The following is a 25,681-nucleotide window of genomic DNA, read 5'->3' as shown; positions in this document are numbered from 1 at the left end:
CCCACCTTCAAAGTCCTGTGCCGTGGGGACAAAGTTGACATCGGGGCGACCTGGTTGCCGATCTGGCTATGCTCGGGGCCATGACTTCTGTATTTGACTTTTCAGCCGCTGCCGTCAGGGAACTGGCCCGCGCCGATGCGGCGCGCGCGCTTGACGAGGACCTGGGCGGCGGGGACCTCACGGCGGGGCTGGTGGACCCTTCCCGCCGCGCCCGGGCCCGTGTGCTGGTGCGCGAGGCTGCCGTGATCTGTGGTGCGCCCTGGGCCGAAGCGGCGTTGCGGCAGCTTGCCCCCGATGCCCTTGTCACCTGGCATGTGGCAGAAGGCCAGCGCAGCCAGCCCGATCAGGTGGTGCTGGAGGTTGAGGCCCCGGCCCGGGCGCTGCTCAGCGCCGAGCGCACGGCACTCAATTTCATGCAGTTGCTCAGTGGCGTGGCCAGCAAGACCGCGGCTTACGTGGAAGCGGTCAAGGGAACGCGCGCGCAGATCGTGGACACCCGCAAGACGCTGCCCGGCCTGCGGCTGGCGCAGAAATACGCCGTCAAGACCGGCGGCGGCACCAACCACCGCATTGGCTTGTATGACGCGGTGCTGATCAAGGAGAACCACATTGCGGCAGCGGGTGGCGTCACGGCCGTGCTGGCGGCGGCCGAGAAGGTGGCGCAGCAGGCGCGCTTCGTCGAGATCGAGGTCGAAACCCTGGCCCAGCTCGAAGAGGCTCTGGGGTGTGGCGCCCGCATGGTGCTGCTCGACAACATGGACCTGCCCACGCTGCGCGAGGCGGTTCGCCTCAATGCCGGGCGCGCGGTGCTCGAGATTTCGGGCGGGGTGACCCTGGACGGCCTGCGCGCACTGGCCGAGACCGGGGTTGACCGCATCTCCATTGGCGCCCTCACCAAGGACGTGAAGGCCACCGACTTTTCCATGCGTTTGCAGGAGTTGCCATGAGCGCAGTGATTGATGTGGAATACGACCAGCCCGCCGGGGCAGGCTCGGTCTGCGATACCCGGCATGCCTGGGCCCGGGTGCCGGTGGAGCCGGGTCCGAAGCAGCGCGCCGAGCTGAAGGACAAAATCCGCCGGCTGCTCAAGGAGAAAAACGCGGTCATGGTGTCGCATTACTACGTGCACCCGGACCTGCAGGACCTGGCCGAAGAGACCGGCGGCATTGTCAGCGACTCGCTGGAGATGGCCCGCTTCGGCCGCGACCACGCGGCGCAGACCCTGGTGGTGTCGGGTGTGCGCTTCATGGGCGAAACCGCCAAGATCATCTCCCCCGAAAAGCGGGTGCTGATGCCCGACCTGGACGCCAACTGTTCGCTCGATCTGGGCTGCCCGATCGATGAGTTCAGCGCGTTCTGCGACCAGCATCCAGGCCGCACCGTGGTGGTCTATGCCAACACCAGCGCCGCCGTGAAAGCGCGCTCGGACTGGCTGGTCACTTCCAGCTGCGCACTGGACATCGTGCGCGCGCTCAAGGACAAGGGCCACAAGATCCTGTGGGCGCCCGACCGCCACCTGGGCGGCTACATCCAGCGCGAAACCGGCGCCGACATGGTGTTCTGGAACGGGGCCTGCATTGTGCACGACGAGTTCAAGGCCTTTGAGCTGGAGGCGCTCAAGAAGGAGCACCCCCTGGCCAAGGTGCTGGTGCACCCGGAGTCGCCTGCCGAAGTGGTGGCACTGGCCGATGCGGTGGGCTCCACCTCGGGCATCCTCAAGGCGGCCAGCGACATGGACGCCAGGGAGTTCATCGTTGCCACCGACAACGGCATGATGCACAAGCTGCGCGCGCTCAACCCCGGCAAGGTGTTTTACGAGGCTCCCACCGCCGGCAACAGTGCCACCTGCAAGAGCTGCGCCCATTGCCCCTGGATGGCCATGAACGGCCTGGCCGGCCTGGCGCATGTGCTGGAGACCGGTGCCAACGAGATTCAGGTCGATCCGGCGCTGGGCCTGCGCGCGCGCTTGCCCATCGACCGCATGCTGGCGTTCACCGCCGCGCTCAAGGGCGGGCAGAACGCCGGCGCGCTGGTGCCCGGCATTGGGGCGGCCTGACGCAACGCCACAGGCACGCCAGCTTCTCCTCTGATTGCAGGAGAAGGCCGGGCATCCGGGTACTTTGTCACCGGGGCTGGCGCGCTCCCGGCCCGACAATGCCTGCGAATCAGGGCATCGCATGTCGCGATGCACGAACCGGAGGACCCATGGACATCCAGCTGAACTTCATCAACGACTCGAACGACGCCAACAATTCCGAGATCGTGATCTTCCAGAAAAATGTCGCGACCGACTATGACGAGCTGGCGGTGGCCTGGCAGGTCATCCGGTACTGCGGCCAGGGCGACAACCATCCCTTCACCTACCCGAGTTCGATGACCGTCGGTGCCAGCGACAGCTATGGCAACTTCACGCCACAGCTCAATGCCCGGCATGGGGATTCATTCCAGATGGTCTTGACCCCCTCGGGCGACCAGCTGGTGGCCAATGGCAGCGCGACCAGCGCCAGTGAAGTTCAGGTGCTCAATGGCCTGTCCAAGGGCGCGATCAATGCGAATGTCTACAAGGACGGCAAGCTGCTGGCGACCAAGACCTCCGTCGCGCCCGGACAGAAGGCCGTGTTCCAGTTCAAGCCCACGCTGTGGATCGGCGTGGCCTCGCAGGTGGTCCAGGGCCAGGTGATGAACTCGGCCATCATCTCCAGCATCAACACAGAACTTTCGCTGCTGGGCATTGCCTCGGCCGACATTGTGATGACCGGCGGTGGCCCGGGAGCCGGTGCCGAGCCGTTCCGGTTCAACCTCCAGAACATCCAGATGGCCTGAATCCGTCAGACCTCGATGTTGTCGATCAGCCGCGTCTTGCGCATCCATGCCGCGCCCAGCACCACCAGGGGCTCGCCGCCCTGGGGCGGCAGCAGATCGCTGCGGCGGCGCACGGTCAGGTAGTCGGGCCGCCAGCCGCGCGTGGCCAGCGATGCCATGGCGTCGGCCTCGAGCGCCGCGAGGTCTGTTTCGCCGCCACGGGCCGCCTGCGCCATGCGCTTGAGGGTCAGCGACAGTTGCACCGCCTCGCTGCGCTCTGCGGGTGACAGGTAGCCGTTGCGCGACGACAGGGCCAGGCCGTCCTCGGCGCGTTCGGTTTCACCCGCCACGATCTCGATGGGCAGCGCGAACTGGCGCACCATGCGGCGAATCACCATCAGCTGCTGGTAGTCCTTCTTGCCGAACACCGCCACGCCGGGTTGCACGCAGGCAAACAGCTTCATCACCACGGTGCTCACGCCCGTGAAGAAACCGGGGCGGAAATGGCCTTCGAGGATGTCGGTCAGATCTCCCGGGGGCTGGACCTTGAACGTCTGTGGTTCGGGGTACAGCTCTTTCTCGGTCGGCGCGAAAAGCAGGTCACAACCCGTGGCCTGGAGCTTGGCGCAGTCGGACTCCCAGGTGCGTGGGTAGGTGTCAAAGTCCTCGTGCGGCAGAAACTGCAGGCGGTTCACGAAAATGCTGGCCACCGTGATGTCGCCCAGCGCCTTCGCCTGGCGCACCAGCGCCAGATGCCCCTCGTGCAGGTTGCCCATGGTGGGCACGAATGCCGGCCGGCGGCTGGAGGCCAGGAACTGGCGCAGGTCGTCAAGGGTGCGTGCAATGTGCATGGTGTCAGTAGGTATGCAGGGCGGGGTCAGGGAAGCTGCCGTCCTTCACCGCCGCCACGTAGCGAGCGACGGCGGCCTGGATGCTGGTGCTGCCTTCGAGGAAATTGCGCACGAAGCGCGGCGCCTTGCCAGGCGTGAGGCCCAGCAGGTCATGCAGCACCAGCACCTGGCCGCCGCAGTCCACGCCGGCACCGATGCCAATCACCGGAATGGGCAGTGCCTGGCTCACGGCGCGGGCCAGCGCCGAGGGCACGAGCTCCAGCACCAGCATGGCGGCGCCGGCCTGCGCCAGCTCGGTTGCCTGCCGCGCCAGGATGTCAGCGGCTTCGTCGGAGCGGCCCTGCACGCGCCAGCCGCCCAGCGCATGCACCGACTGCGGCGTGAGTCCGAGGTGGCCACACACCGGGATGCCGCGTTCCACCAGGAAGCGCACTGTGTCGGCGGTCCAGCCCCCGCCCTCGAGCTTGACCATCCGGGCGCCGGCCTGCATCAGGACGGTGGCGCTGTGCAGCGCCTGCTCGCGCGAGGCCTGGTAGCTGCCAAAGGGCAGGTCGCCGATGACCCAGGCCGTGCGCTGGCCCCGGGCCACGCAGCGTGTGTGGTAGGCCATGCTCTCGAGCGTGACCGGCACGGTGCTGGACTCGCCCTGCAGCACCATGCCCAGCGAGTCGCCCACGAGCAGGCAGTCCACGCCGGCGTCATCAAGCACCTGGGCGAACGTCGCGTCGTAGCAGGTCAGCATGGCGATCTTCTCGCCGGCCGCATGCATCTCGCGCAGCCGGTGCAGGGTCAGCGGCTTTCGGGGGGCGCTGCTCCCGCTCATGGCGCGCAGAGGGGGTCTGGCCGCCCCGCCTTCAGGCCCAGCCGGCCCAGCAGGGCCAGGTCGGCTTGCGTGTCGGGGTTGCCGGTGGTCAGCAGCTTGTCACCGTAGAAGATGGAATTGGCGCCGGCCAGGAAGCACAGGGCCTGCACCGCCTCGCCCATCTGCTGGCGGCCGGCTGACAGGCGCACGCGCGCGCGCGGCATCGTGATGCGCGCGACCGCGATGGTGCGCACGAACTCAAAGGGGTCCAGCGGTGCCTGGTCCGCCAGCGGCGTGCCCGGGACCCGCACCAGGTGGTTGACGGGCACCGATTCCGGATACGGATCGAGGTTGGCCAGCAGCGCCACCAGGCCGGCGCGCTGCAGCCGCGACTCGCCCATGCCCACGATGCCGCCGCAGCAGACCTTGACGCCGGCACTGCGCACGCGCTCCAGCGTGTCCAGCCGGTCCTGCAGGACGCGGGTGGTGATGATGTCGCCGTAGAAGTCCGGGGCGCTGTCCAGGTTGTGGTTGTAGTAGTCCAGGCCGGCATCGCGCAGCGCCTGCGCGTGGCCGTCTTCCAGCATGCCCAGCGTGGCGCAGGTCTCCAGGCCCAGCGCCTTCACGGTGGTGACCAGTTCGGCCACTTTTTCGATGTCGCGGTCCTTGGGGGCACGCCAGGCGGCGCCCATGCAGAAGCGGCTCGCGCCGGCGTCCCTGGCGCGCTGAGCGGCCCGCAGCACCTCGGCCGGCTCCATCAGCCTGGACGCCTCGACGCCCGTGTCGTAGCGCGCCGCCTGCGGGCAGTAACCGCAGTCCTCGGGGCAGCCCCCGGTCTTGATCGACAGCAGCGTGGCGAGCTCGACCAGGGTGGGGTCGAAATTCTCGCGATGCACGGTCTGCGCGCGATGCAGCAGTTCAGGCAGGGGCAGCTCGAACAGCGCCAGCACGTCGTCAACGCGCCAGCGATCCGTGCCAGCGGGCGCGGCCTGTGCGCGCGGCGCGCGATGCAGGGTCATGGGTTGCCCGGAACAGGAAGACATCGGGGGCTCCTGTCAGGCCTGCTGGGCCGGAACCTGCTGGCGCAGGTCCATCTGGCGGTTGGCCTCGTCCACAAACACCAGCCGCGGCCGGTGCGCCGCCACCTGCTCCTCGTGCACCTGGGCAAAGGCCGCAATGATGACCAGATCGCCCACAGCCGCGCGGCGGGCCGCCGAGCCATTGACTGAAATCATGCCGCTGCCGCGCTGCCCGCGGATGGCGTAGGTGGTGAACCGTTCGCCGTTGTTGATGTTCCACAGGTGGACCTGCTCGTTGTCGGCGATGCCGGCGGCATCCAGCAGGTCTTCGTCAATGGCACACGAGCCTTCATAGTGCAATTCGCAATGGGTCACGGCGACCCGGTGGATCTTGGATTTGAGCAGGGTGCGGAACATGGGTCTCCTGACGATCAAGGGCTACGAATGCTGCAGCGCAGCAGATTGTAGTTCTTGCGAGGGACATGTTCCTTGAAAATGGAACTTTGGTTTCTTTTTTTGTGACAATGACGAGATCGTGCCGGACGCTACAACGCGCCCTGGTAAAGCACCCGCATCACTTTGGCGCCGTTCTCGTATTTGCGGCAGACGGTCGCGGTCCGGGTGCCGGCGTCGTAGGTGTAGACGAACTTGCCGTATTTGGACACCATCCGGTTCGAGTCGGTCGTCAGGCGGGTCACGGTGGCCTTGACGGTGTTGTAGGCCTGAATGATGCGCTCGGGGTGGTTGCGTGGCTGCGCATGCGGCGTGTCCATGTGGCGGATCATCTCCCGCAGCTTGAGCCGGCCCTCCGGGCTCTGGCACATGAACTGCTGCAGCTGTTCAAAATCGCGCGCGGCCCGGGCCGTCTGCCCTGCGGCCTGAAGCTCGGCCAGATCGATCTCCGCGTTGACAGCCGCTTCCGTCTGCACCTCCGAGCGACCGGTATCCGAATTGAACCCCACGGAGCCGGTCCGCGCGGTCAGTGTCACGCTGACCCGGGCGCATAGCCGCTTGAAGAACTTGTAGGCAAAACTGCTCTTGATGTCGTCTTCGGACAGCACGCCATCGTGGTCCACCCGGTAGTTCTGCGAGCGGGCGCCGAAGCACACGATCAGTGCCACCTTGTAGTGCCTGCGAGGCAGAAGAAAGCTGGCAATCAGCTCGGCGAACTGGTTGACATTGCCCACCACACCGCTGCCACGTTCCCAGCCCAGGCCAGCAAAACCCTGGTCGGTGTCGTCGTAGCTGCCATGAACGCCCAGCATGATTTTGTCGGCCTGGGCGCATAGCAGCGAAATGGCAAACCGTTCGCGCGCGGTGTCTGGCAGGCACCACATGTGGGGCGTGAGCATGTTCATGGGAATGGGCGCTACACCGGATCGAGGGTTGGGGTCCCGATTCAGGAGCCCGAACAGGTCAATCTGGTGGCACTGATTCTGGCCCGCAAACAGCTCGTAGATAAAGCTGTAGCCCGGGTACTTGCGGCGAAGCGCCCGGACACTGGTGCGAGCCAGGCCGTTCTCGTGCATGTCCGCCAGGTTGAAAAACACGATGGTCTTGGCCATTCCCCCTCCTGGCCCTTGCGGGCCTCCATCCCTTGGTGCGGCGTTCCTGTTGCCGGGACGCCAGGGTGCAGCATAGTCCCTGCGCGGGAATCTTTCATCCCGATGCGCACCGACGCGGTGGGCGGACGATCAGCCGCCGGGGGTGAGTGTGGTGGGTCGTGTGTCCGCGGCCTGCTGCGGATAGTCCCGGCTGAAATGCAGGCCCCGGCTCTCATGCCGGGCCTGGGCCGAGCGCACGATCAGGCCGGCCACCTCGACGAGGTTGCGCAGCTCCAGCAGGTCGCGCGTGACGTGGAAGTTCGCGTAGAACTCCTGGATCTCGCTGCGCAGCAGGGCGATGCGGTGGGCCGCGCGCTCCAGCCGCTTGTTGGTGCGCACAATGCCCACGTAGTCCCACATGAAGCGGCGCAGCTCGTCCCAGTTGTGCGAGATCACCACGGCCTCGTCGGCGTCGGTCACGCGGCTGTCATCCCAGGGCGGCACCGCCGGCGGCTCGGGCAAGGCCGTGGCCCGGATGTCCTGGGCCGCGGCCCGCGCGAACACCATGCACTCCACCAGTGAATTGCTGGCCAGGCGGTTGGCGCCATGCAGGCCGGTGTAGGCGGTTTCGCCCACGGCATGCAGCCCGGCCAGGTCGGTGCGGCCGGACAGGTCGGTGTGGATGCCGCCGCAGGTGTAGTGGGCGGCGGGCACCACGGGAATGGGCTGCCGCGTGATGTCGATGCCCAGCTCCAGGCAGCGCGCGTGGATGTTGGGGAAGTGCTCGAGGATGAACTCGCGCGGCTGGTGCGAGATGTCCAGGTGCACGCAGTCCAGGCCGTGCTTCTTCATCTCGAAGTCGATGGCGCGGGCCACGATGTCGCGCGGCGCCAGTTCGGCGCGCGCATCGTGCTGCGGCATGAAGCGCGTGCCTCCGGCCGATTCCGGCAGCAGCAGCCGGCCGCCCTCGCCGCGCACGGCCTCGGTGATCAGGAAGCTCTTGGCATGCGGGTGGTACAGGCAGGTCGGGTGGAACTGGATGAACTCCATGTTGGTCACCCGGCAGCCCGCGCGCCAGGCCACCGCGATGCCGTCGCCCGTGGCGGTGTCGGGGTTGGTGGTGTACAGGTAGACCTTGCCGGCACCGCCGGTGGCCAGGATGGTGTGCGGCGCGCGGAAGGTCACCACGCGGTCGGTGGCCTCGTCCAGCGCATACAGGCCAAAGCAGCGGTTCAGCGGCAGGCCGCGCTTCTTGCCGGTGATCAGGTCCACCAGCGTGTGGTGCTCGAACAGCGTGATGTTGGGGGTCTGGCGGACCCGCTCGATCAGCGTTTTCTGCACGGCCGCGCCGGTGGCGTCGGTCACGTGGACGATGCGCCGGGCGCTGTGGCCGCCCTCGCGCGTCAGGTGCAGGTGGCCGTCTTCCAGCGAGAACGGCACGCCCAGCTCGCGCAGCCAGGCGATGCTCTCGGGCGCGTGCTCCACCACAAAGCGCGTGGCCGCAGGGTCCGACAGGCCGGCGCCGGCCACCAGGGTGTCGTCCACATGGGAATCAAAGGTGTCGCCCTCGGCCAGCACGGCGGCAATGCCGCCCTGGGCCCAGCCACTGGAGCCGTCGCTCATCGCGCGCTTGGTGAGGACCGCCACGCGGTGGGTGGGCGCCAGGTGCAGTGCCGCCGACAGGCCTGCCAGGCCGCTGCCGACGATCAGCACGTCAAAGTCGTGGGAGGTATCGTTCATGGTCAGGCCGGCGAGTAGGCCAGCCGCACGTAAATGGGAGCAAAAGCCTCGGCCTGCGTCACGTCGATCAGCAGTTCCTTGGCCAGCTCGAGCAGGGCGATGAAGGTGACGATCAGCACCGGGATGCCGCGCGAAACCTCGAACAGTTCTTCAAACTCGACGAACTTGCGCCCCTGCAGCCGGCGCAGCACGATGCTCATGTGCTCGCGCACCGACAGCTCCTCGCGCGTGATCCGGTGGTGCTGCACGAGCTTGGCGCGCTTGACGATGTCGCGCCAGGCCTCCTGCAGGTCCACCACGTTCACGTCTGGAAAGCGCGGCTGCAGCGACTGCTCGATGTAGACCTGGCCGCGCAGCACGTCGCGCCCGATCTGGGGCATTTCGTTCAGGCGCGCGGCCGCGAGCTTCATCTGCTCGTACTCCAGCAGGCGGCGGACCAGTTCGGCGCGCGGGTCCTCGGGCTCCTGGCCCTCGGCGGTCTTGCGCGGCGGCAGCAGCATGCGCGACTTGATCTCGATCAGCATGGCCGCCATCAGCAGGTACTCGGCCGCCAGTTCGAGGTTGCGGCTGCGAATCTCGTCCACGTACACCAGGTACTGGCGCGTGACGCCGGCCATCGGGATGTCCAGGATGTTGAAGTTCTGCTTGCGGATCAGGTACAGCAGCAGGTCCAGCGGGCCCTCGAAGGCCTCCAGGAACACCTCCAGCGCATCGGGCGGGATGTACAGGTCGGTGGGCATGGCGAAAAGCGGTTCGCCATACAGGCGCGCCAGCGCAACCTGGTCCACCACCTCGGGCATGCCGGGCACCGCCGGCAGGCCGGCCTCGGGCAGGCGCAGGGGTTGCGTCGGTTCGGTCATGAAATTGCTATGGATTCAATAGCGGCTGATGCACGCGCCATCTGGACTCCAGCCCTGTTTGACGCTTATTTGGCGTCGGTCTGGTAGACGTAGGGCTTCTGTGGCACTTCGGCCTCGCGGTACTCGCTCCAGGCGCTGCGGTCCACGTTCTTGTCCCACAGCAGGGCGCGGCCGGCACGTTGCTGGGCCTCCAGGTCGGGCCTGGCGGTCTTCATCTGCTCGATGAACTGGGTGACTTCCGACTGGTAGTCGGGGCGGCGGAAGAAATTGACGATGGGCATGGGTGGGACCTTTGGGGACTGATTTTACCGCCCGCCCCGCGGGCCGGGCTCAGCCCCCGACTTCGTCCGATGGGTGCCGGGCCGCCAGCTCGGCCGCGAAGCCGGTGCGCTCGATCAGGCCGCGCGGCTGCTCCTGCAGCCGGTCCAGCCGCATCGAGCCGCCGCGCATCAGCACGGCCTTGTGCAGCTGGCGCAGCGCGTCCAGGCCTGAGGTGTCCAGCGACACCAGCTGGTGCGCGTCCAGCACCACCCGCGGCGCCGGCGGGCCGGCTTCCACGGCCTGCACCACCAGGTCGATCTTGGCCACCGCGCCGAAGAACAGCGCGCCATACAGCTTGAAGGCCAGTTCGGGGCCCGTGCTGGCCACCGGCTCCACGCTGAACAGCGAGCTCATGCGCCGGATGAACAGCGCGCAGGCCAGCACCAGCCCCACCTGCACCGCCACCGTGAGGTCGAACACCACGGTCAGGAAGAAGGTGCCCAGCATCAGCAGCCGGTAGTGGTTGCTGTAGTGCTTGAGCCGCGCGAACTCGTGCCACTCGCCCATGTTCCAGGCCACGAACAGCAGGATGCCCGCCAGCACCGCGAGCGGCACGTGCAGCGCCAGCGGCGCCGCGATCAGCACCACGGCTGCCAGCGTCAGCGCATGCACCATGCCGGCCACCGGCGAGGTGGCCCCCGAGCGCACATTGGTCACGGTGCGGGCGATGGTGCCCGTGGCCGGCATGCCGCCAAAGAACGGCACCACGAAATTGGCCACGCCCTGGGCCATCAGCTCCTGGTTGGGGTCGTGCTTGGGCAGCGTGGTGAGCTGGTCGGACACGCGCGCGCACAGCAGCGACTCGATGGCACCAAGCAGCGCGATGGTCAGGGTGGGCGTGACCAGCAGCTTCACCGTTTCCCATGAAAAGTCGGGCAGCGCGAAGGCGGGAACGCCCTGCGGGATGCCGCCAAAGCGCTTGCCGATGGTTTCCACCGGCAGGCTGAACACCCAGGCGAACAGCGTGAGCGAGATCAGCGCCACGATGGGGCCGGGCACGCGCGCCGTGACCTTGGCCGCGCGCTTCATGCCGGGCAGCTCCAGCGCCGCGTGGATCGCATGGTGCACGGCCGATTGCTCGCTCCACAGCCGGGGCCACAGGAACAGGCCCAGCAGGCAGGCCAGGCCCAGGCCGAAGGCGTAGAAATTGAAGGTATGCAGATGCTGGCCAATGGTCTTGATCTGGGCGAAAAAGTCGGCCGGCATGTGGCCGATGTCCAGCCCCAGCCAGTCCTTGATCTGCGAGCTGGCAATCAGCACCGCGATGCCGTTGGTGAAGCCGATCACGATGCTCACCGGCACATAGCGCACCAGCGTGCCGAGCTTCAGCAGGCCCAGCAGGAACAGCAGCACGCCGGCGCAGGCCGTGGAGATCAGCAGGTTGGCCAGGCCGTAGCGCTCGACGATGCCGTAGACGATGACGATGAACGCCCCGGCTGGCCCGCCGATCTGCACGCTGGAGCCGCCCAGTGCCGAGATGATGAAGCCCGCGATGATGGCGGTCCACAGCCCGGCCTCGGGCTTCAGGCCCGAGGCAATGGCAAAGGCCATGGCCAGCGGCAGCGCCACGATGCCCACCGTCAGGCCGGCGCCAAGGTCGGTCAGGAACCGCTCGCGCCCGTAGCCTTTCAGCGCGTCCAGCAGGCGCGGTCGAAACCGGGCCAGCTGGATTCGGGAGACGCCTGGGACGTTCATGGGGGAGAAAGCATACACCTGCCTTCGCCGCCCACCGCCGCGGACCCGCCCGCCGCCGGGCGCCGCTCAGCGCACGCGCATGCCGGGCTGCGCGCCGGGCCAGGGGTTCATCACGTAGATGCCGGGGTGGGCCTTTTCATCGGCGTGGCTGGCGGCCAGCACCATGCCTTCGCTGACGCCAAACTTCATCTTGCGCGGCGCCAGGTTGGCCACCATCACCGTGAGCTTGCCCACGAGGTCGGCCGGCCGGTAGGCGCTGGCGATGCCGCTGAACACGTTGCGCGTCTTGCCCTCGCCCACATCGAGCGTGAGGCGCAGCAGCTTGGTCGAGCCCTCGACCGCTTCGCAGTTGACGATCAGCGCGATGCGCAGGTCGATCTTCACAAAATCATCAATGGAGATCACGGGCGCCAGATCCTCGCCACCCGGCGCTACTGTTTCCGTAGCGGATGGTGGCCGGTCTTCCTGGACTACAGGCTCAAAAAGTGCATCAAGCTGCTTGTCATCGACGCGCTGCATCAGGTGCTTGTAGCTGCCCACGCTGTGGCCCGCGCCCAGCGGTGTCGCGGCGTTGGCCCAGGTCAGCGGCGGGCACTGCAAAAAGGCCTCGGCCTGCGCGGCGAGCGCCGGCAGCACGGGCTTGAGGCAGGCCGTGAGCACCTTGAACATTTCAAGGCAATAACTGCCTACGTCGCCCGCTTCATCGGCCTTGCCCTCCTTGACGAGTTTCCAGGGCGCGGCGGCGTCGAAGGCGGTGTTCACCTGATCGGCCACTGCCATGATTTCGCGCAAGGCCCGCGCATAGTCGCGGCTTTCGTACAGCGACCGGACTTGCGCTGCCAGGGCCGCGCCGTCGAAACGGGCCCGGATGGCGTCCAGATCGCTTGTCAGTTTGCCGCCGGGCACGAACTTGACCGCCCGGCTCGCAATGTTCACGTACTTGCCGATCAGGTCGCTGTTGACCCGGGCCATGAAGTCCTCGGGGTTGAAGTCGATGTCCTCGTTGCGGCCATTGAGCTTGGCGGCCAGGTAGTAGCGCAGCCACTCGGGGTTCATGCCCAGGCTCAGGTACTTGAGCGGGTCCAGGCCGGTGCCGCGGCTCTTGCTCATCTTCTCGCCGTTGTTCACCGTGAGGAAGCCGTGCACAAACACCTTGTTGGGCACCTTGCGGCCGCTGAAGTGCAGCATGGCGGGCCAGAACAGCGTGTGGAAGGTGATGATGTCCTTGCCAATGAAGTGGTACTGCTCCACCCGCGGGTCAGCCATGAAGGCGTCATAGTCCACGCCGATCCTGCCCAGGTAGTTCTTGAGCGAGGCCAGGTAGCCCACGGGCGCGTCCAGCCACACATAGAAGTACTTGCCCGGCGCATCGGGGATCTCGATGCCGAAGTAGGGCGCATCGCGGCTGATGTCCCAGTCGCCCATGGCCGTCTTGCCGTTGTCGTCGGGCTTGAGCCATTCGCTGATCTTGTTGAGCACCTCGCTTTGCAGGCGCGGGTTGCCGTCGGCGTCGTTCTCCCGCGTCCACTGGTTGAGGAAGTCCAGGCAGCGCGGGTCCGACAGCTTGAAGAAAAAATGCTCCGAGCTCTTGAGCACGGGTGTGGCGCCCGACAAGGCCGAGTAGGGGTTGATCAGGTCGGTGGGGCTGTAGACCTTGCTGCAGACCTCGCAGTTGTCGCCGTACTGGTCCCTGGCGTGGCAGTTGGGGCACTCGCCCTTGATGAAGCGGTCGGGCAGGAACATGTTCTTCTCGGGGTCGAAGAACTGCTCGATCACCTTGCTGGAGATCAGTCCGTTGGCCTTGAGGTCGCGGTAGATCTGCCGGGCCAGCGCATGGTTCTCGGGCGCGTCGGTGCTGTGCCAGTTGTCAAAGCCGATGTGGAAGCCGTCCAGGTAGGGCTTGCGGCCCGCGGCGATCTCGGCCACGAACTGCTGGGGCGTCTTGCCGGCCTTCTCGGCCGCGATCATGATGGGCGCGCCGTGCGCATCGTCGGCGCAGACAAAGTGCACCTCGTGGCCCTGCATGCGCTGGAACCGCACCCAGATGTCGGCCTGGATGTACTCCATGATGTGGCCGATGTGGAACTTGCCGTTGGCGTAGGGCAGGGCGGTGGTGACGAAGAGTTGGCGCGGTACGGGCATGGGAGGGGATTCCGGGAGAGAACCGGCAATTTTAGGGGGCAGCCGCTGGTCGCGCTGCCTTGACCCTGCCGGGGTTTGAATCCATCATCGCCCGCCAGAGACGTGAGGGAGTGAAGCCAATGCCGAAATTGAGAGTGGTCGTGGGTCAGGGCACCGCCTCGGAAGTGTTCCAGGGCACCGTGGGCGCGGACGGGTACCACACCATTGCCATAGGCCCCACGGGGTTGTGGGCCGTGCTGCCCAACACCCATCGGATGGGGCAGCCCTCCCATCTGCTCACGCTGCCGGGCCAGCAGGTGCCCGCTTTCCAGGCCCCGACGGGCACATCCACCGTGGGGCTGTCGCGCTTCATGGATGTGCACAGCTACCAGTCCGGTCTGCAGGCGCTGGCACTCAAGACCAGCCAGGCGAGCGGACGGCTCCAGTTTCCGGGGGCCAAGGTGACCGATATCGAGCGTGACGAGGACACCGGCAATGTCCGGGTCCGTGTCACCGGTCTGCCCGAACCCACGGCAACGGGCTTTGTCGCCGAACAGGTCATCGTGGCCAGTGGCATCGGTCCGCAGAAGACGCCGGCCGACGCGGGCATCACCGTCACGGGGGTGCCCGACGATACGCTGGGCTTCAAGCAGATGGAAGAGGGCATCGACTACCTGACCCATCCGGACCAGCTGGGGCGCGTGACCATCGCCTATGGCGGGGGTGCCACCGGTGCCTGGGTTGCCCACGAACTCAGCGAGCGCTGGGATCAGGTGGACTGGTGCTGGATGGCGCGCATGGGGGGCGAGGGCTTTGCCCGGTCCACCCTGCCCGGTGACCGCAATGCACGCATCCTTTCCTTTACCGGCAAGCAGATCCGGCGCAACATCGTGGCCGCCGAGTATGTGGCGGCGGGCTCCGTCACACCAGCCACGCTGGACGCGCCGGCGGTGCCGCCGCGTTCGATGATCAAGCTGACCATCGAGCGCCAGGGCCAGCTCAGGGCCGATGTCTACGTGGACAAGCTGATCTACAGCATTGGCGGCCACCCCGGCGCGCGCGGCAGCGTGGCGTCCATGCTGGACGATGCGCTGGTCAGCGAGCTGGAGCCGGTGCGCGACCAGAACCGGATGGTCAGCGATGGCAGCGGCACCCTGGCCTGGGCCACGCCCAAGCGCGACCTGATCATCGTGGGCGCGTCCACCTACAACTTCACCGAGCCGTTCTTCAACAAGGCGAAGCAGCCGGCGCCCATGTCCACTCTGCCGACCAATGCCCAGGTGCCCGACGGCATTGCCGTGATCGTCTCGACCATCGAGGCGCTCAACCAGTACATGCCGGTCGAAGAGCGCCTGGAGGGTGGCCTGGACTGGACCATCAACTTCAATACCAGCAACCAGACCCAGATCGCGGCATTCCTGGCCTCCACCACCGATCTGGAGCCATACGCCGCCAATCTCGCGGTGGCGCTGATCATCCATTTCAGGAGCAACACCACCTTCGGCATCGAGGACCGGCATGTCCAATTCATCTGCCGTACCTGTGAGCGCGCCGTCGCGATGCTGCGCAGTACCGTGCCCAACTTCGAGACCTCGCGTCTGGCCGATGACAAGAGGCTGGGGGTCGAGGTCGCGCAGGCCGCGATGATTGCCAAGATGGTGAGCGAGCACTGGACGCCGGTGTGGCGGCGTGGGGGATTGCGGGCCTGAGCCCCGGCGTGGCGCGGTGGAAGGCTTAAACTGCGCCAGCTAAAAGGAACTCCGGCCCATGCCCACACAGGAACAGCTGCTCGCGGCGCTCAAGACCGTCACCGACCCCCACACCGGCCAGGACTTCGTGGCCACCCGGGCCCTGAAGAACCTCGTGATCGAGGATGGCAAGGTGTCCTTCGAGGTCGAACTGGGCTACCCCGCCCGCAGCGCCGAAGCCGGCCTGCGTGACGCGCTCGCGGCCGCCGCGCGCACCGTGGCCGGCGTGCAGGGGGTGGATGTCAGGGTGGTCACGCGCATCGCCGCCCACGCCGCGCAGCGCGGCGTGAGCCTGCTGCCCACGGTGCGCAACGTGATTGCGGTGGCCTCGGGCAAGGGCGGCGTGGGCAAGAGCACCACCGCCGTCAACCTGGCGCTGGCGCTGGTGGCCGAAGGCGCCTCGGTGGGCCTGCTGGATGCCGACATCTACGGCCCCAGCCAGCCCATGATGACCGGCACCAGCGGCAAGCCCGAGACGCTGGATGGCAAGACCATGGAGCCCAAGGTCAACCACGGGCTGCAGGTCAACTCCATCGGCTTTCTGGTCAGCGACGAGCAGGCCATGGTCTGGCGCGGCCCCATGGTCAGCCAGGCGCTGGAGCAGCTGATCACCCAGACCAACTGGAAAGACCTGGACTACCTGATCGTCGACATGCCACCGGGCACCGGCGACATCGCGCTCACGCTGTCGCAGAAGGTGCCGCTCACCGGCGCGGTGATCGTCACCACGCCGCAGGACATCGCGCTGATTGACGCCAAGAAGGGCATCCGCATGTTCGAGAAGGTCGGCGTGCCCATCCTGGGCCTTGTGGAGAACATGGCCGTGCACGTGTGCAGCCAGTGCGGCCACGCCGAGCACATCTTCGGCGAGGAGGGCGGCAAGAAGATGGCGGCCGAGCTGGGCATCGACTACCTGGGTGCGCTGCCGCTGTCCATGGACATCCGCGTGCAGGCCGACGGCGGCCGGCCCACGGTGGTGGCCGCGCCCGACAGCGAGGCGGCCCGCACCTACGGCGCCATTGCGCGCAAGGTGGCGGTCAAGGTCGCGCTCAAGGCCCGGGACTTTTCCTCCAAGTTCCCGACCATCACGATCTCCAAAGACACCTGAGCCATGAACCTGCTGGCCTCGCTGCGCTACCTGGTGGCCCTGCAGGAACACCGGCACTTTGGCCGCGCGGCGCAGTCCTGCCACATCACCCAGCCCGCGCTGTCCAACGCGCTGCGCGCGCTGGAGGAGGAGTTTGGCGCCGTCATCGTCAAGCGCGGGCGCACGTTCGCGGGCTTCACGCCCGAGGGCGACCGGGTGCTCGCGTCGGCGCGCGTCATGCTGCGCGAGCGCGAGCTGCTGCAGCAGGAGCTGGACAGCGAGGCCGGCCGCCCCCAGGGCAGCCTGTCGATCGGCGCGGTGCCCACGGCCGTGCCGCTGGCCGCGCGCTTCGCGGCCATGCTGCAGGCGCGGCACCCGGGCATCCTGCCGGTGGTCCGCTCCATGAGTTCGCCCGAGATCGAGGCCGGCCTGGACGAGATGACGCTGGACATGGGCCTGGGCTACACCGACCGGCTGGGCGAGCGCGGCATCAAGCTCAGCGTGGTGTCGCAGTACATCGAGCGCTATTTCCTCGTGCGCCGCGCGCCCAGGGCCGGCAAGGACGGCATCCAGCTGGGCGGCACCACCACCTGGAAGGACGCGGCGACCCAGCCGCTGTGCCTGCTCACGCCCGAAATGCACAACCGCACGATTGTGGACAGCGCCTTCGCCATGGCCGGCATGACGGTCAAGCCCGTGATCGAGACCAATTCCATCCTGACGCTCGCGCTCAGCGTGGTGGCCGGCGAGGTCAGCAGCATCCTGCCCGGGGCGCTGGTGTCGGCGGTGCGCGGCTATGGCGAGCTGGAGGCGATTGCGCTGATCCACCCCGAGCTGCAGACGCCCATCGGCTTCATGATGGCGCAGACCGAGCGCCCCTCGCGCACGCTGGACGCGGCCATGAGCCTGGCGCGCGACGCCATCTGGATCGAGCACGCGCGGCTGCACAGCGGCAGCCTGAGCGCGGCCGCCCCGGTGTCGGCCTGACGACCCGGCGGCGCGCGCCGTTGTGCGGCGCATCATTCAGGAACTGAATCGGTCCATAGCCGCCAGCGCGGCGCTGAATGGCCGCATGTCCATTTCCAATTTGACGTTCGCGCACCGTGCTCGCGACACTGCGCGGGCTGTTGCCGCTTCCGGGTGAGCTGCCCGCGGGGTGTCAAGGCCACGTGTGAAAACCAATACAACGGAGACAAACATGTCAGGAATCCTCGACAAGGAGCGCATCATCGCGGGCCCCGGTTTCAACCGGTGGCTGGTCCCCCCGGCGGCGCTGGCCATTCACCTGTGCATCGGCATGGCCTATGGCTTTTCGGTGTTCTGGCTGCCGCTGTCGCGGGCGCTGGGCATCAAGGAGCGCATGGCCTGCGGGCCCGATGTGGGCTTCTTCCAGCAGCTGTTCGTGACCGGCTGCGACTGGAACATCGCCACACTGGGCTGGATGTACACCCTGTTCTTCGTGTTCCTGGGGCTGGCGGCCGCCATCTGGGGCGGCTGGCTCGAGCATGCGGGCCCGCGCAAGGCCGGCTTCGTGGCCGCGCTGTGCTGGGGCGGCGGCATGCTGGTGTCGGCGCTGGGCATTTACCTGCACCAGTTCTGGCTCATGGTGCTGGGTTCGGGCGTGATCGGCGGCGTGGGCCTGGGGCTGGGTTACATCTCGCCGGTGTCCACGCTGATCAAGTGGTTCCCTGACCGGCGCGGCATGGCCACGGGCATGGCCATCATGGGTTTTGGCGGCGGCGCGATGATCGGCTCGCCGCTGGCGGCCGAGCTGATGAAGTATTTCTCGTCGCCCACCAGCGTGGGCGTGTGGCAGACCTTTGTGGTCATGGGCCTGCTCTACATGGTGGCCATGACGCTGGGCGCCTTTGGCTACCGCGTGCCCGCCACCGGCTGGAAGCCCGCGGGCTGGACGCCCCCCGCGCCCAACGCCGCCAAGAGCATGATCACCCAGCACCATGTGCATGTGAGCAAGGTCTGGGGCATTCCGCAGTTCTGGCTGGTGTGGATGGTGCTGACCATGAACGTGAGCGCGGGCATCGGCGTGATCGGCATGGCCAGCCCCATGCTGCAGGAGGTGTTTGGCGGCAACCTGATCGGCGTGGCCAGGAAGTTTGGCGAGCTCGACAAGACCCAGCTCACGGCCATCGCGGGCGTGGCCGCGGGCTTTGCAGCGCTGCTGAGCCTGTTCAACATCGTGGGCCGCTTCTTCTGGGCCAGCCTGTCGGACAAGCTGGGCCGCAAGCTCACCTACACCGTGTTCTTCATCCTGGGCGGCGTGCTGTATTTCAGCATTCCCGGCAGCGCGGCGGCCGGCTCCAAGCTGCTGTTCGTGGGCGCCTTCTGCATCATCCTGAGCATGTACGGTGGTGCCTTTGCCACGGTGCCGGCCTACCTGGCCGACCTGTTCGGCACGCAGATGGTGGGCGCCATCCACGGCCGGCTGCTCACGGCCTGGTCCACGGCCGGCATCATCGGGCCGGTGGTGGTGAACTACATGCGCGAGTACCAGCTGGGCCTTGGCATCCCGCGCGAGCAGGTCTATAACCAGACCATGTACATCCTGGTCGGCATGCTGGTGATCGGCCTGATCTGCAACCTGCTCATCAAGCCGCTGAACCCCAAGTGGTTCATGACCGAGGCCGAACTGGCGCACGAAAAGAAGCTGGCCCACGAGCGCGACCTGGCCAACCAGACCGGCGTGGCCGTGAACAACGGCGGCACCACCAGTTCCGCCACCGTGGCGCTGGCCTGGCTGGCCGTGGGCCTGCCGCTGGCCTGGGGCGTGTACCGCACGCTGGTCAGCGCGGCGAAGTTCTTCCAGTGAACTTCAGGGCCCTTTCACCTGTCCTACCTGAAGCATCCCGACCCTTGCACCATGACCGCTGCCCTTGACCCTGACTCCCTGGCCACCGTGAACCGGCTCGCCGACCAGCACCGTGACCAGCCCGGCGCGCTGCTGCCGTTGCTGCATGCGGTCCAGGAGGCGCTGGGCCATGTGCCGGGCGCGGCCGTGCCGGCCATTGCGCAGGCGCTGAACCTGTCGCGCGCCGAGGTCCATGGCGTCATCACCTACTACCACCACTTCCGCAGCCAGCCGCCGGGGCGGCAGGTGGTGCAGGTGTGCCAGGCCGAGTCGTGCAAGGCCATGGGCGCTGACGCGCTCATGGCCCATGCGCGGCAGGTGCTGGGGTGTGACGGGCATGGCACGCGCGCCGATGGCGCGGTGACGCTGGAGCCCGTGTACTGCCTGGGCCTGTGCGCCATGTCGCCGGCCATCATGGTGAACGACCGGTTGCATGCGCGCATGACGCCGCAAAAGTTTGACCGGCTCGCCGCCGTGCAGGAGGCTTCGGCATGAGCGCCGCGCCGGGCCGCCCCAAGCAAGCGAAGGCCCCCTCGGGGGGCAGCGCAGTACACGAAGTGACAAGCCTGGGGGTCAAGAACAACATGAATGCGGTGCGTGTTTTTGTGCCGCGTGATTCCGCGGCGCTGGCGGTGGGCGCCGACGAGGTGGCGCTGGCCCTGCAGGCCGAATGCGCGAAGCGTGGCGTGCAGATGGACCTGATTCGCAACGGTTCGCGCGGCCTGTTCTGGCTGGAGCCCATGGTCGAGGTGCAGACGCCGCAGGGCCGTGTGGCCTACGGGCCCGTCGCGCCCGACGACGTGGCGGGCCTGCTCGATGCGGGCCTGCTGAACGGCGCGCCGCATGCGCTGGGCCATGGCCTGACCGGGCAAATCCCTTTTCTGGCCAGGCAGGAGCGCCTGACCTTCGCGCGCATGGGCATCACCGACCCCTTGTCGCTGGCCGACTACGAGGCCCATGAGGGCTGGGCCGGCCTGCGCAAGGCCGCGGCCATGGACGGCGCGGCGGTGGTGGATGAAGTGCTGCAGTCGGGCCTGCGCGGGCGCGGCGGCGCGGCCTTTCCGGCCGGCATCAAATGGAAGACCGTGCGCGCGGCCCAGGCCGCGCAGAAATACGTGGTGTGCAACGCCGACGAGGGCGACTCGGGCACCTACTCCGACCGCATGACGCTGGAGGGCGACCCCTACATGCTGATCGAGGGCGTGGCGATCGCCGCGCTCGCGGTGGGAGCCACCCAGGGCTACATCTACATCCGCTCCGAATACCCGCACGCGGTGGCCACGATGCGCGAGGCGATCAGGCGCGCCACGGCCGCGGGCTTTCTGGGCGCCAATGTGTGTGGCAGCGGCAAGGCCTTGGCACTGGAGGTGCGCATGGCGGCCGGCTCCTATGTGTGCGGCGAAGAGACCGCGATGCTCGAAAGCATCGAGGGCAAGCGCGGCATCGTGCGCGCCAAGCCGCCACTGCCGGCCATCGAAGGCCTGTTTGGCCTGCCCACGGTGATCAACAACGTGATCACCCTGGCCAGCGTGCCGCTGATCCTGGCGCGCGGCGCCGCGTTCTACGCGGGCTATGGCATGGGCCGCTCCAAGGGCACGCTGCCGATCCAGCTGGCGGGCAACATCAAGCACGGCGGCCTGGTCGAGAAGGCCTTTGGCGTCACGCTGCGCGAACTGATGTTTGACTTTGGCGGCGGCACGGCGTCGGGCCGCCCGGTCAAGACGGCCCAGGTCGGCGGGCCGCTGGGCACCTACCTGCCCGAGTCGCAGTGGGACATTCCGCTGGACTACGAGGCCTACGCGGCCGTGGGCGCGGTCGTGGGGCATGGCGGCATCGTGGTGCATGACGACACCGCCAACCTCGCGGGCCTGGCGCGCTACGCCATGGAGTTCTGTGCGATTGAATCGTGCGGCAAATGCACGCCGTGCCGCATCGGCGCGGTGCGCGGCGTCGAGGTGATTGACCGCATCGTCGCCAATGAAGACCGGCCGCAGCAGATCAGCCTGCTGCGCGACCTGTGCGACACCATGGTCAACGGCTCCATGTGCGCCATGGGCGGCATGACGCCGTATCCCGTGCTGTCGGCCCTCAACCATTTTCCGCAGGACTTCGGGCAGGCCCAGACTGGCCCCCACGCTCCACCGCTTCGCGGGTCGCTGCCCCCTGAGGGGGCCGCAGTCGCCTTGGGGCGGCCCGGCGGCGACCGACCACTGCCACAACAGGAGGCATGACCATGCTGGAACATCTCAAGGAAACCGACTGGGGCACGCCCCGGCGGGAGTCGGCCGAAGAGGTCACGCTGGACATCGACGGCAAGCCCGTCACGGTGGCCAGGGGCACCTCGGTCATGCGCGCGGCCATGGAGGCGGGCGTCAAGGTGCCCAAGCTCTGCGCCACCGACAGCCTGGAGCCGTTTGGCTCGTGCCGCCTGTGCCTGGTGGAAGTGGAGGGCCGCAAGGGCTTCCCGGCCTCGTGCACCACGCCGGTCGAGGCCGGCATGAAGGTCGTGACCCAGTCGCCCCGCCTCGACCAGTTGCGCAAGGGCGTGATGGAGCTGTACCTGTCCGACATGCCGCCCAGCGTGCAGGTCAAGGTGGATGGTTTCCGCAATGAAATGCAGGACATGGTCGCCGAGATCGGCGTTGAGTCGGTGCGCTACGGCTTCAAGGGCGCCAACCACCTGGACGACGCCAAGGACGAGTCCAACCCCTACTTCACCTACGACCCGTCACAGTGCATCGTCTGCAACCGCTGCGTGCGCGCCTGCGAGGAAACCCAGGGCACGTTCGCGCTGACGATTGAGGGGCGCGGCTTTGAGTCGCGCGTGTCGGCCGGCCAGGGCGAGCCCTTCATGGCGTCCGACTGCGTGAGCTGCGGCGCCTGCGTGTCGGCCTGCCCGACCGATTCGCTCAAGGAAAAATCGCTGATCCAGCTCGGTGCCCCCGAGACCAGCACGGTCACCACCTGCGCCTACTGCGGCGTGGGCTGCGGCTTCAAGGCCGAAATGAAGGGCGAGCAGGTGGTCCGCATGGTGCCGTGGAAGGACGGCAAGGCCAACGAAGGCCATTCCTGCGTCAAGGGCCGCTTTGCCTGGGGCTATGCCACGCACCCGGACCGCATTACCACGCCGATGATCCGCAAGAAGATCACCGACCCGTGGCAGCCCGTGAGCTGGGACGAAGCCATCGGCTACGCCGCCAGCGAGTTCCGCCGCATCCAGGGCACGCATGGCACGGATTCGATCGGTGGCATCACGTCCAGCCGCTGCACCAACGAGGAAACCTACCTGGTGCAGAAGCTGGTGCGCGCCGCCTTTGGCAACAACAACGTGGACACCTGCGCCCGCGTCTGCCACTCGCCCACGGGCTACGGCCTGGGCCAGACCTATGGCACCTCGGCCGGCACGCAGACCTTCAAGTCCGTGGAAAAGTCTGACGTCATCATGGTGATTGGCGCCAACCCCAGCGCCGCGCACCCGGTGTTTGCCTCGCGCATGAAGCGCCGCCTGCGCCAGGGCGCCAAGCTGATCGTGGTGGACCCGCGCGAGATCGACCTGGTTGACTCGCCGCACGTCAAGGCCGACTACCACCTGCAGCTCAAGCCGGGCACCAACGTGGCCGTGATTACCGCGCTGGCGCACGTGGTGGTGACCGAGGGCCTGCTGGCCAGCGGCTACATCGGCGAGCGCTGCGACGAAAAGTCCTTCCTGCAGTGGAAGGAATTCGTGGCGCGTCCCGAGAACTCGCCCGAGGCCATGCAGGCCGTGAGCGGTGTGCCGGCCGAGCTGGTGCGCGGCGCGGCGCGCCTGTACGCCCGCAAGGGCAACTCGGCCATCTATTACGGCCTGGGTGTGACCGAGCATGCCCAGGGCTCCACCATGGTGATCGGCATTGCCAACCTGGCCATGGCCACGGGCAACGTGGGCCGCGAGGGCGTGGGCGTGAACCCGCTGCGCGGCCAGAACAATGTGCAGGGCAGCTGTGACATGGGCTCGTTCCCGCACGAGCTGCCGGGCTACCGCCACATTTCCGACAGCACGGTGCGCGGCCAGTTCGAGGGCGCCTGGGGCGTCACGCTCAATCCCGAGCCGGGCCTGCGCATCCCCAACATGTTTGACGCGGCGCTGTCGGGCAGCTTCAAGGGCCTGTACTGCGAGGGCGAGGACATCGTCCAGTCCGACCCCGACACCCAGCATGTGGCCAAGGCGCTGATGGCCATGGAATGCATCGTGGTGCAGGACATCTTCCTCAACGAGACGGCCAAGTACGCGCATGTGTTCCTGCCAGGCTCGTCGTTTCTTGAGAAGGACGGCACCTTCACCAATGCCGAGCGGCGCATCTCGCGCGTGCGCAAGGTCATGGCGCCGCTGGCGCAGTACGCCGACTGGGAGGTCACGCAACTGCTGTCCAATGCGCTGGGCTACCCCATGCACTACGGCCACCCCAGCGAAATCATGGCCGAGATTGCCGCGCTCACGCCCACCTTTGCCGGCGTGACCTACGACAAGATCGACCGGCTGGGCAGCGTGCAGTGGCCCTGCAACGACAGCACCGACGAGGCCGGCACGGCCATCATGCACGTGGACCACTTTGTGCGCGGCAAGGGCCGCTTCATCATCACGCAGTACGTGGCCAGCGACGAGAAGGTCACGCGCAAGTTCCCGCTGCTGCTCACCACGGGCCGCATCCTGAGCCAGTACAACGTGGGCGCGCAGACCCGGCGCACCCCCAACAGCCAGTGGCACAGCGAAGACCTGCTGGAGATCCACCCGCAGGACGCCGAGGACCGCGGCATCCACGATGGCGACTGGGTCGGCATCCAGAGCCGGGCTGGCGACACCGTGCTGCGCGCCACGGTGACCGAACGCATCCAGCCGGGCGTGGTCTACACCACCTTCCATTTCCCCGAATCGGGCGCCAACGTCATCACCACCGACAGCTCCGACTGGGCCACCAACTGCCCCGAGTACAAGGTGACCGCCGTGCAGGTGATGCCGGTGACGCAGCCCTCGGCCTGGCAGAAGTCGTACTCGCGCTTCAATGCCGCGCAGCAGCACCTGCTCGATGCGGCACGCCCGGCCGAGGCCGTGGCGACCACGGTTGCCGGAAAATAGCCGCGATCAGGCCTGTTCCATGCACCCCCACGACGCACCCCTGCAACCGCTGCCCGGCACGCGCAGCGTGCCCGTGCGCGGCCAGCGCGCGGGGCGGCGCTTTGATGCGCAGGATTGCGTGGCCGAGGAAGTGGCCGTGGCGCTGGAATACAACGGCGTCTCGCACGCCGTCATGCTGGCCTCGCCGGTGGACCTGGAAGACTTTGCCCTGGGCTTTTCGGTGACCGAGGGCCTGGTGCACAGCGCGGCCGAGGTGCATGACATGGAGGTCATCCCGTCCGCCCAGGGCATCACGGTGCAGCTCACGATTGCCTCGCAGTGCTTTGCCGCGCTGAAGGAGCGGCGCCGCACGCTGGCCGGGCGCACCGGTTGCGGCCTGTGTGGCACCGAGAGCCTGCCCGAGGCCGTGCGCCAGCCCGTGCCGCTCACCACGGGCCGGCAATTCGAGGTCAAGGCGGTGGTGGCGGCGCTGCAGGCCCTGCGCGCGCGCCAGGCGCTGCATGAAGCCACGGGCGCCACCCACGCGGCCGGCTGGGCCCGGCCCGATGGCGAACTGGTGCTGGTGCGCGAGGACGTGGGCCGGCACAACGCGCTGGACAAACTCGTGGGAGCGCTGCTGCGCGCGCGCCTGCCGGCGGGCGAAGGCTTCATCGTCATCACCAGCCGGGCCAGCTACGAGATGGTGGGCAAGACCGCGCGGGCCGGTGTGGCGCTGTTGGCGGCCGTCTCGGGCGTGACCGGCCTGGCCATTGACGTGGCGCAGCAGGCGGGCGTGGCGCTGGCCGGCTTTGCGCGCGGGCAAGACCTTTCGCTGTACGCACACCCCGAACGCATTCTCTGGAACCCCGACGATGGACAGTGACAACCTCATCCACATGGCCAACCGCATTGGCACCTTCTTTGAAGCCATGCCCGACCGGCCCGAGGCGCTCGAGGGCATTGCCATCCACCTCAAGAAGTTCTGGGACCCGCGCATGCGCCGGCAGTTCATCGCGTTGATTGATGCTGGCGGCAGCGGCGCCAGCGACATCGTGGTGCAGGCGGTGCAAAGCCACCGGCAGATGCTGATGCCGGCACCCGCGCCGGCCTGAGACCGGCCGCGCCGGCGAGCT

21 protein-coding genes and 1 pseudogene are annotated in these 25,681 nt (G+C 67.5%); 12 read left to right on the top strand and 10 right to left on the bottom strand.

What is annotated here, in order from left to right; translation table 11 throughout:
* Positions 1-80: 80 nt before the first annotated feature.
* The 3 genes from KF796_17805 to KF796_17795 all read left to right on the top strand — a co-directional run bounded on the left by KF796_17805 (position 81) and on the right by KF796_17795 (position 2,823).
* The gene (locus KF796_17805; protein ID MBX3588488.1) at positions 81-947 is read left to right on the top strand and encodes a carboxylating nicotinate-nucleotide diphosphorylase; all 867 of its coding nucleotides are present in this window, start codon (positions 81-83) and stop codon (positions 945-947) included.
* Complete coding sequence (gene nadA, locus KF796_17800; protein MBX3588487.1) at positions 944-2,056, top strand: quinolinate synthase NadA; 1,113 nt, start codon at positions 944-946, stop codon at positions 2,054-2,056. The genes KF796_17805 and nadA overlap by 4 nt, the downstream gene beginning before the upstream one ends.
* A 149-nt stretch (positions 2,057-2,205) precedes the next feature.
* Positions 2,206-2,823 carry a hypothetical protein gene (locus KF796_17795; GenBank protein MBX3588486.1) on the top strand — a complete coding sequence of 206 codons (618 nt, stop codon included), beginning with the start codon at positions 2,206-2,208 and terminating at the stop codon, positions 2,821-2,823.
* A 5-nt stretch (positions 2,824-2,828) separates the two neighbouring features.
* On the opposite strand, the gene panC is transcribed toward KF796_17795, so the two are convergent.
* From panC to metG, 10 genes are all read right to left on the bottom strand, one after another.
* Positions 2,829-3,653 (bottom strand): pantoate--beta-alanine ligase, encoded by an 825-nt coding sequence (panC, locus tag KF796_17790; GenBank protein ID MBX3588485.1) that lies wholly within the window; start codon positions 3,651-3,653, stop codon positions 2,829-2,831.
* 4 nt (positions 3,654-3,657) lie between these two features.
* Positions 3,658-4,476: a 3-methyl-2-oxobutanoate hydroxymethyltransferase gene (gene panB / locus KF796_17785; protein MBX3588484.1), complete on the bottom strand. Its 819-nt coding sequence runs from the start codon at positions 4,474-4,476 to the stop codon at positions 3,658-3,660.
* Positions 4,473-5,474 carry a biotin synthase BioB gene (gene bioB / locus KF796_17780; GenBank protein ID MBX3588483.1) on the bottom strand — a complete coding sequence of 334 codons (1,002 nt, stop codon included), beginning with the start codon at positions 5,472-5,474 and terminating at the stop codon, positions 4,473-4,475. Before bioB ends, panB begins: the two co-directional genes overlap by 4 nt.
* A gap of 36 nt (positions 5,475-5,510) precedes the next feature.
* Positions 5,511-5,891 (bottom strand): aspartate 1-decarboxylase, encoded by a 381-nt coding sequence (locus KF796_17775; protein MBX3588482.1) that lies wholly within the window; start codon positions 5,889-5,891, stop codon positions 5,511-5,513.
* A 128-nt stretch (positions 5,892-6,019) separates the two neighbouring features.
* Positions 6,020-7,039: a hypothetical protein gene (locus KF796_17770; GenBank protein ID MBX3588481.1), complete on the bottom strand. Its 1,020-nt coding sequence runs from the start codon at positions 7,037-7,039 to the stop codon at positions 6,020-6,022.
* A 129-nt stretch (positions 7,040-7,168) separates the two neighbouring features.
* Positions 7,169-8,758 (bottom strand): L-aspartate oxidase, encoded by a 1,590-nt coding sequence (gene nadB, locus KF796_17765; GenBank protein ID MBX3588480.1) that lies wholly within the window; start codon positions 8,756-8,758, stop codon positions 7,169-7,171.
* A gap of 2 nt (positions 8,759-8,760) precedes the next feature.
* On the bottom strand, positions 8,761-9,618 hold the full coding sequence (locus KF796_17760) for a segregation/condensation protein A (protein MBX3588479.1): 858 nt from the start codon (positions 9,616-9,618) through the stop codon (positions 8,761-8,763).
* Positions 9,619-9,683: 65 nt separating this feature from the next.
* Positions 9,684-9,899 (bottom strand): DUF3460 family protein, encoded by a 216-nt coding sequence (locus KF796_17755; protein ID MBX3588478.1) that lies wholly within the window; start codon positions 9,897-9,899, stop codon positions 9,684-9,686.
* Positions 9,900-9,948: 49 nt separating this feature from the next.
* Positions 9,949-11,634, bottom strand: a complete 1,686-nt coding sequence (locus tag KF796_17750) for an STAS domain-containing protein (GenBank protein MBX3588477.1) — start codon at positions 11,632-11,634, stop codon at positions 9,949-9,951.
* A gap of 66 nt (positions 11,635-11,700) precedes the next feature.
* Complete coding sequence (gene metG / locus KF796_17745) at positions 11,701-13,776, bottom strand: methionine--tRNA ligase (protein ID MBX3588476.1); 2,076 nt, start codon at positions 13,774-13,776, stop codon at positions 11,701-11,703.
* Between the two features lie 119 nt (positions 13,777-13,895).
* Here metG and KF796_17740 point away from each other — a divergent pair, with 119 nt between their 5' ends.
* From KF796_17740 to KF796_17700, 9 genes and pseudogenes are all read left to right on the top strand, one after another.
* The gene (locus KF796_17740) at positions 13,896-15,464 is read left to right on the top strand and encodes a hypothetical protein (GenBank protein ID MBX3588475.1); all 1,569 of its coding nucleotides are present in this window, start codon (positions 13,896-13,898) and stop codon (positions 15,462-15,464) included.
* Between the two features lie 58 nt (positions 15,465-15,522).
* Positions 15,523-16,611 carry an iron-sulfur cluster carrier protein ApbC gene (apbC, locus tag KF796_17735; protein MBX3588474.1) on the top strand — a complete coding sequence of 363 codons (1,089 nt, stop codon included), beginning with the start codon at positions 15,523-15,525 and terminating at the stop codon, positions 16,609-16,611.
* Positions 16,612-16,614: 3 nt separating this feature from the next.
* Positions 16,615-17,577 carry a LysR family transcriptional regulator gene (locus KF796_17730; GenBank protein MBX3588473.1) on the top strand — a complete coding sequence of 321 codons (963 nt, stop codon included), beginning with the start codon at positions 16,615-16,617 and terminating at the stop codon, positions 17,575-17,577.
* A gap of 211 nt (positions 17,578-17,788) precedes the next feature.
* The gene (locus KF796_17725) at positions 17,789-19,417 is read left to right on the top strand and encodes an OFA family MFS transporter (GenBank protein MBX3588472.1); all 1,629 of its coding nucleotides are present in this window, start codon (positions 17,789-17,791) and stop codon (positions 19,415-19,417) included.
* A gap of 51 nt (positions 19,418-19,468) precedes the next feature.
* Positions 19,469-19,951 carry a formate dehydrogenase subunit gamma gene (locus KF796_17720; GenBank protein ID MBX3588471.1) on the top strand — a complete coding sequence of 161 codons (483 nt, stop codon included), beginning with the start codon at positions 19,469-19,471 and terminating at the stop codon, positions 19,949-19,951.
* 89 nt (positions 19,952-20,040) lie between these two features.
* Positions 20,041-21,576: pseudogene (locus tag KF796_17715) on the top strand (formate dehydrogenase).
* Between the two features lie 113 nt (positions 21,577-21,689).
* Entirely contained in the window at positions 21,690-24,569 is a 2,880-nt protein-coding gene (gene fdhF / locus KF796_17710) for a formate dehydrogenase subunit alpha (GenBank protein MBX3588470.1), read from the top strand.
* Between the two features lie 19 nt (positions 24,570-24,588).
* Entirely contained in the window at positions 24,589-25,431 is an 843-nt protein-coding gene (gene fdhD / locus KF796_17705; GenBank protein ID MBX3588469.1) for a formate dehydrogenase accessory sulfurtransferase FdhD, read from the top strand.
* Complete coding sequence (locus tag KF796_17700; GenBank protein MBX3588468.1) at positions 25,421-25,660, top strand: formate dehydrogenase subunit delta; 240 nt, start codon at positions 25,421-25,423, stop codon at positions 25,658-25,660. Before fdhD ends, KF796_17700 begins: the two co-directional genes overlap by 11 nt.
* Positions 25,661-25,681: the final 21 nt, after the last annotated feature.

The organism is Ramlibacter sp. (genome assembly GCA_019635435.1).
Lineage (GTDB): Bacteria > Pseudomonadota > Gammaproteobacteria > Burkholderiales > Burkholderiaceae_C > JAHBZM01.
The sequence above is the reverse complement of the archived record's forward strand: the minus strand, read 5'-3'. Positions and strand labels throughout refer to the sequence as shown.

Excerpts from the sequence above, each read along its gene's own strand:
- KF796_17805 (MBX3588488.1), top strand. The coding sequence starts at position 81 with ATGACTTCTGTATTTGACTTTTCAGCCGCTGCCGTCAGGGAACTGGCC.
- nadA (MBX3588487.1), top strand. The coding sequence starts at position 944 with ATGAGCGCAGTGATTGATGTGGAATACGACCAGCCCGCCGGGGCAGGC.
- KF796_17795 (MBX3588486.1), top strand. The coding sequence starts at position 2,206 with ATGGACATCCAGCTGAACTTCATCAACGACTCGAACGACGCCAACAAT.
- panC (MBX3588485.1), bottom strand. The coding sequence starts at position 3,653 with ATGCACATTGCACGCACCCTTGACGACCTGCGCCAGTTCCTGGCCTCC.
- panB (MBX3588484.1), bottom strand. The coding sequence starts at position 4,476 with ATGAGCGGGAGCAGCGCCCCCCGAAAGCCGCTGACCCTGCACCGGCTG.
- bioB (MBX3588483.1), bottom strand. The coding sequence starts at position 5,474 with ATGACCCTGCATCGCGCGCCGCGCGCACAGGCCGCGCCCGCTGGCACG.
- KF796_17775 (MBX3588482.1), bottom strand. The coding sequence starts at position 5,891 with ATGTTCCGCACCCTGCTCAAATCCAAGATCCACCGGGTCGCCGTGACC.
- KF796_17770 (MBX3588481.1), bottom strand. The coding sequence starts at position 7,039 with ATGGCCAAGACCATCGTGTTTTTCAACCTGGCGGACATGCACGAGAAC.
- nadB (MBX3588480.1), bottom strand. The coding sequence starts at position 8,758 with ATGAACGATACCTCCCACGACTTTGACGTGCTGATCGTCGGCAGCGGC.
- KF796_17760 (MBX3588479.1), bottom strand. The coding sequence starts at position 9,618 with ATGACCGAACCGACGCAACCCCTGCGCCTGCCCGAGGCCGGCCTGCCG.
- KF796_17755 (MBX3588478.1), bottom strand. The coding sequence starts at position 9,899 with ATGCCCATCGTCAATTTCTTCCGCCGCCCCGACTACCAGTCGGAAGTC.
- KF796_17750 (MBX3588477.1), bottom strand. The coding sequence starts at position 11,634 with ATGAACGTCCCAGGCGTCTCCCGAATCCAGCTGGCCCGGTTTCGACCG.
- metG (MBX3588476.1), bottom strand. The coding sequence starts at position 13,776 with ATGCCCGTACCGCGCCAACTCTTCGTCACCACCGCCCTGCCCTACGCC.
- KF796_17740 (MBX3588475.1), top strand. The coding sequence starts at position 13,896 with ATGCCGAAATTGAGAGTGGTCGTGGGTCAGGGCACCGCCTCGGAAGTG.
- apbC (MBX3588474.1), top strand. The coding sequence starts at position 15,523 with ATGCCCACACAGGAACAGCTGCTCGCGGCGCTCAAGACCGTCACCGAC.
- KF796_17730 (MBX3588473.1), top strand. The coding sequence starts at position 16,615 with ATGAACCTGCTGGCCTCGCTGCGCTACCTGGTGGCCCTGCAGGAACAC.
- KF796_17725 (MBX3588472.1), top strand. The coding sequence starts at position 17,789 with ATGTCAGGAATCCTCGACAAGGAGCGCATCATCGCGGGCCCCGGTTTC.
- KF796_17720 (MBX3588471.1), top strand. The coding sequence starts at position 19,469 with ATGACCGCTGCCCTTGACCCTGACTCCCTGGCCACCGTGAACCGGCTC.
- fdhF (MBX3588470.1), top strand. The coding sequence starts at position 21,690 with ATGCTGGAACATCTCAAGGAAACCGACTGGGGCACGCCCCGGCGGGAG.
- fdhD (MBX3588469.1), top strand. The coding sequence starts at position 24,589 with ATGCACCCCCACGACGCACCCCTGCAACCGCTGCCCGGCACGCGCAGC.
- KF796_17700 (MBX3588468.1), top strand. The coding sequence starts at position 25,421 with ATGGACAGTGACAACCTCATCCACATGGCCAACCGCATTGGCACCTTC.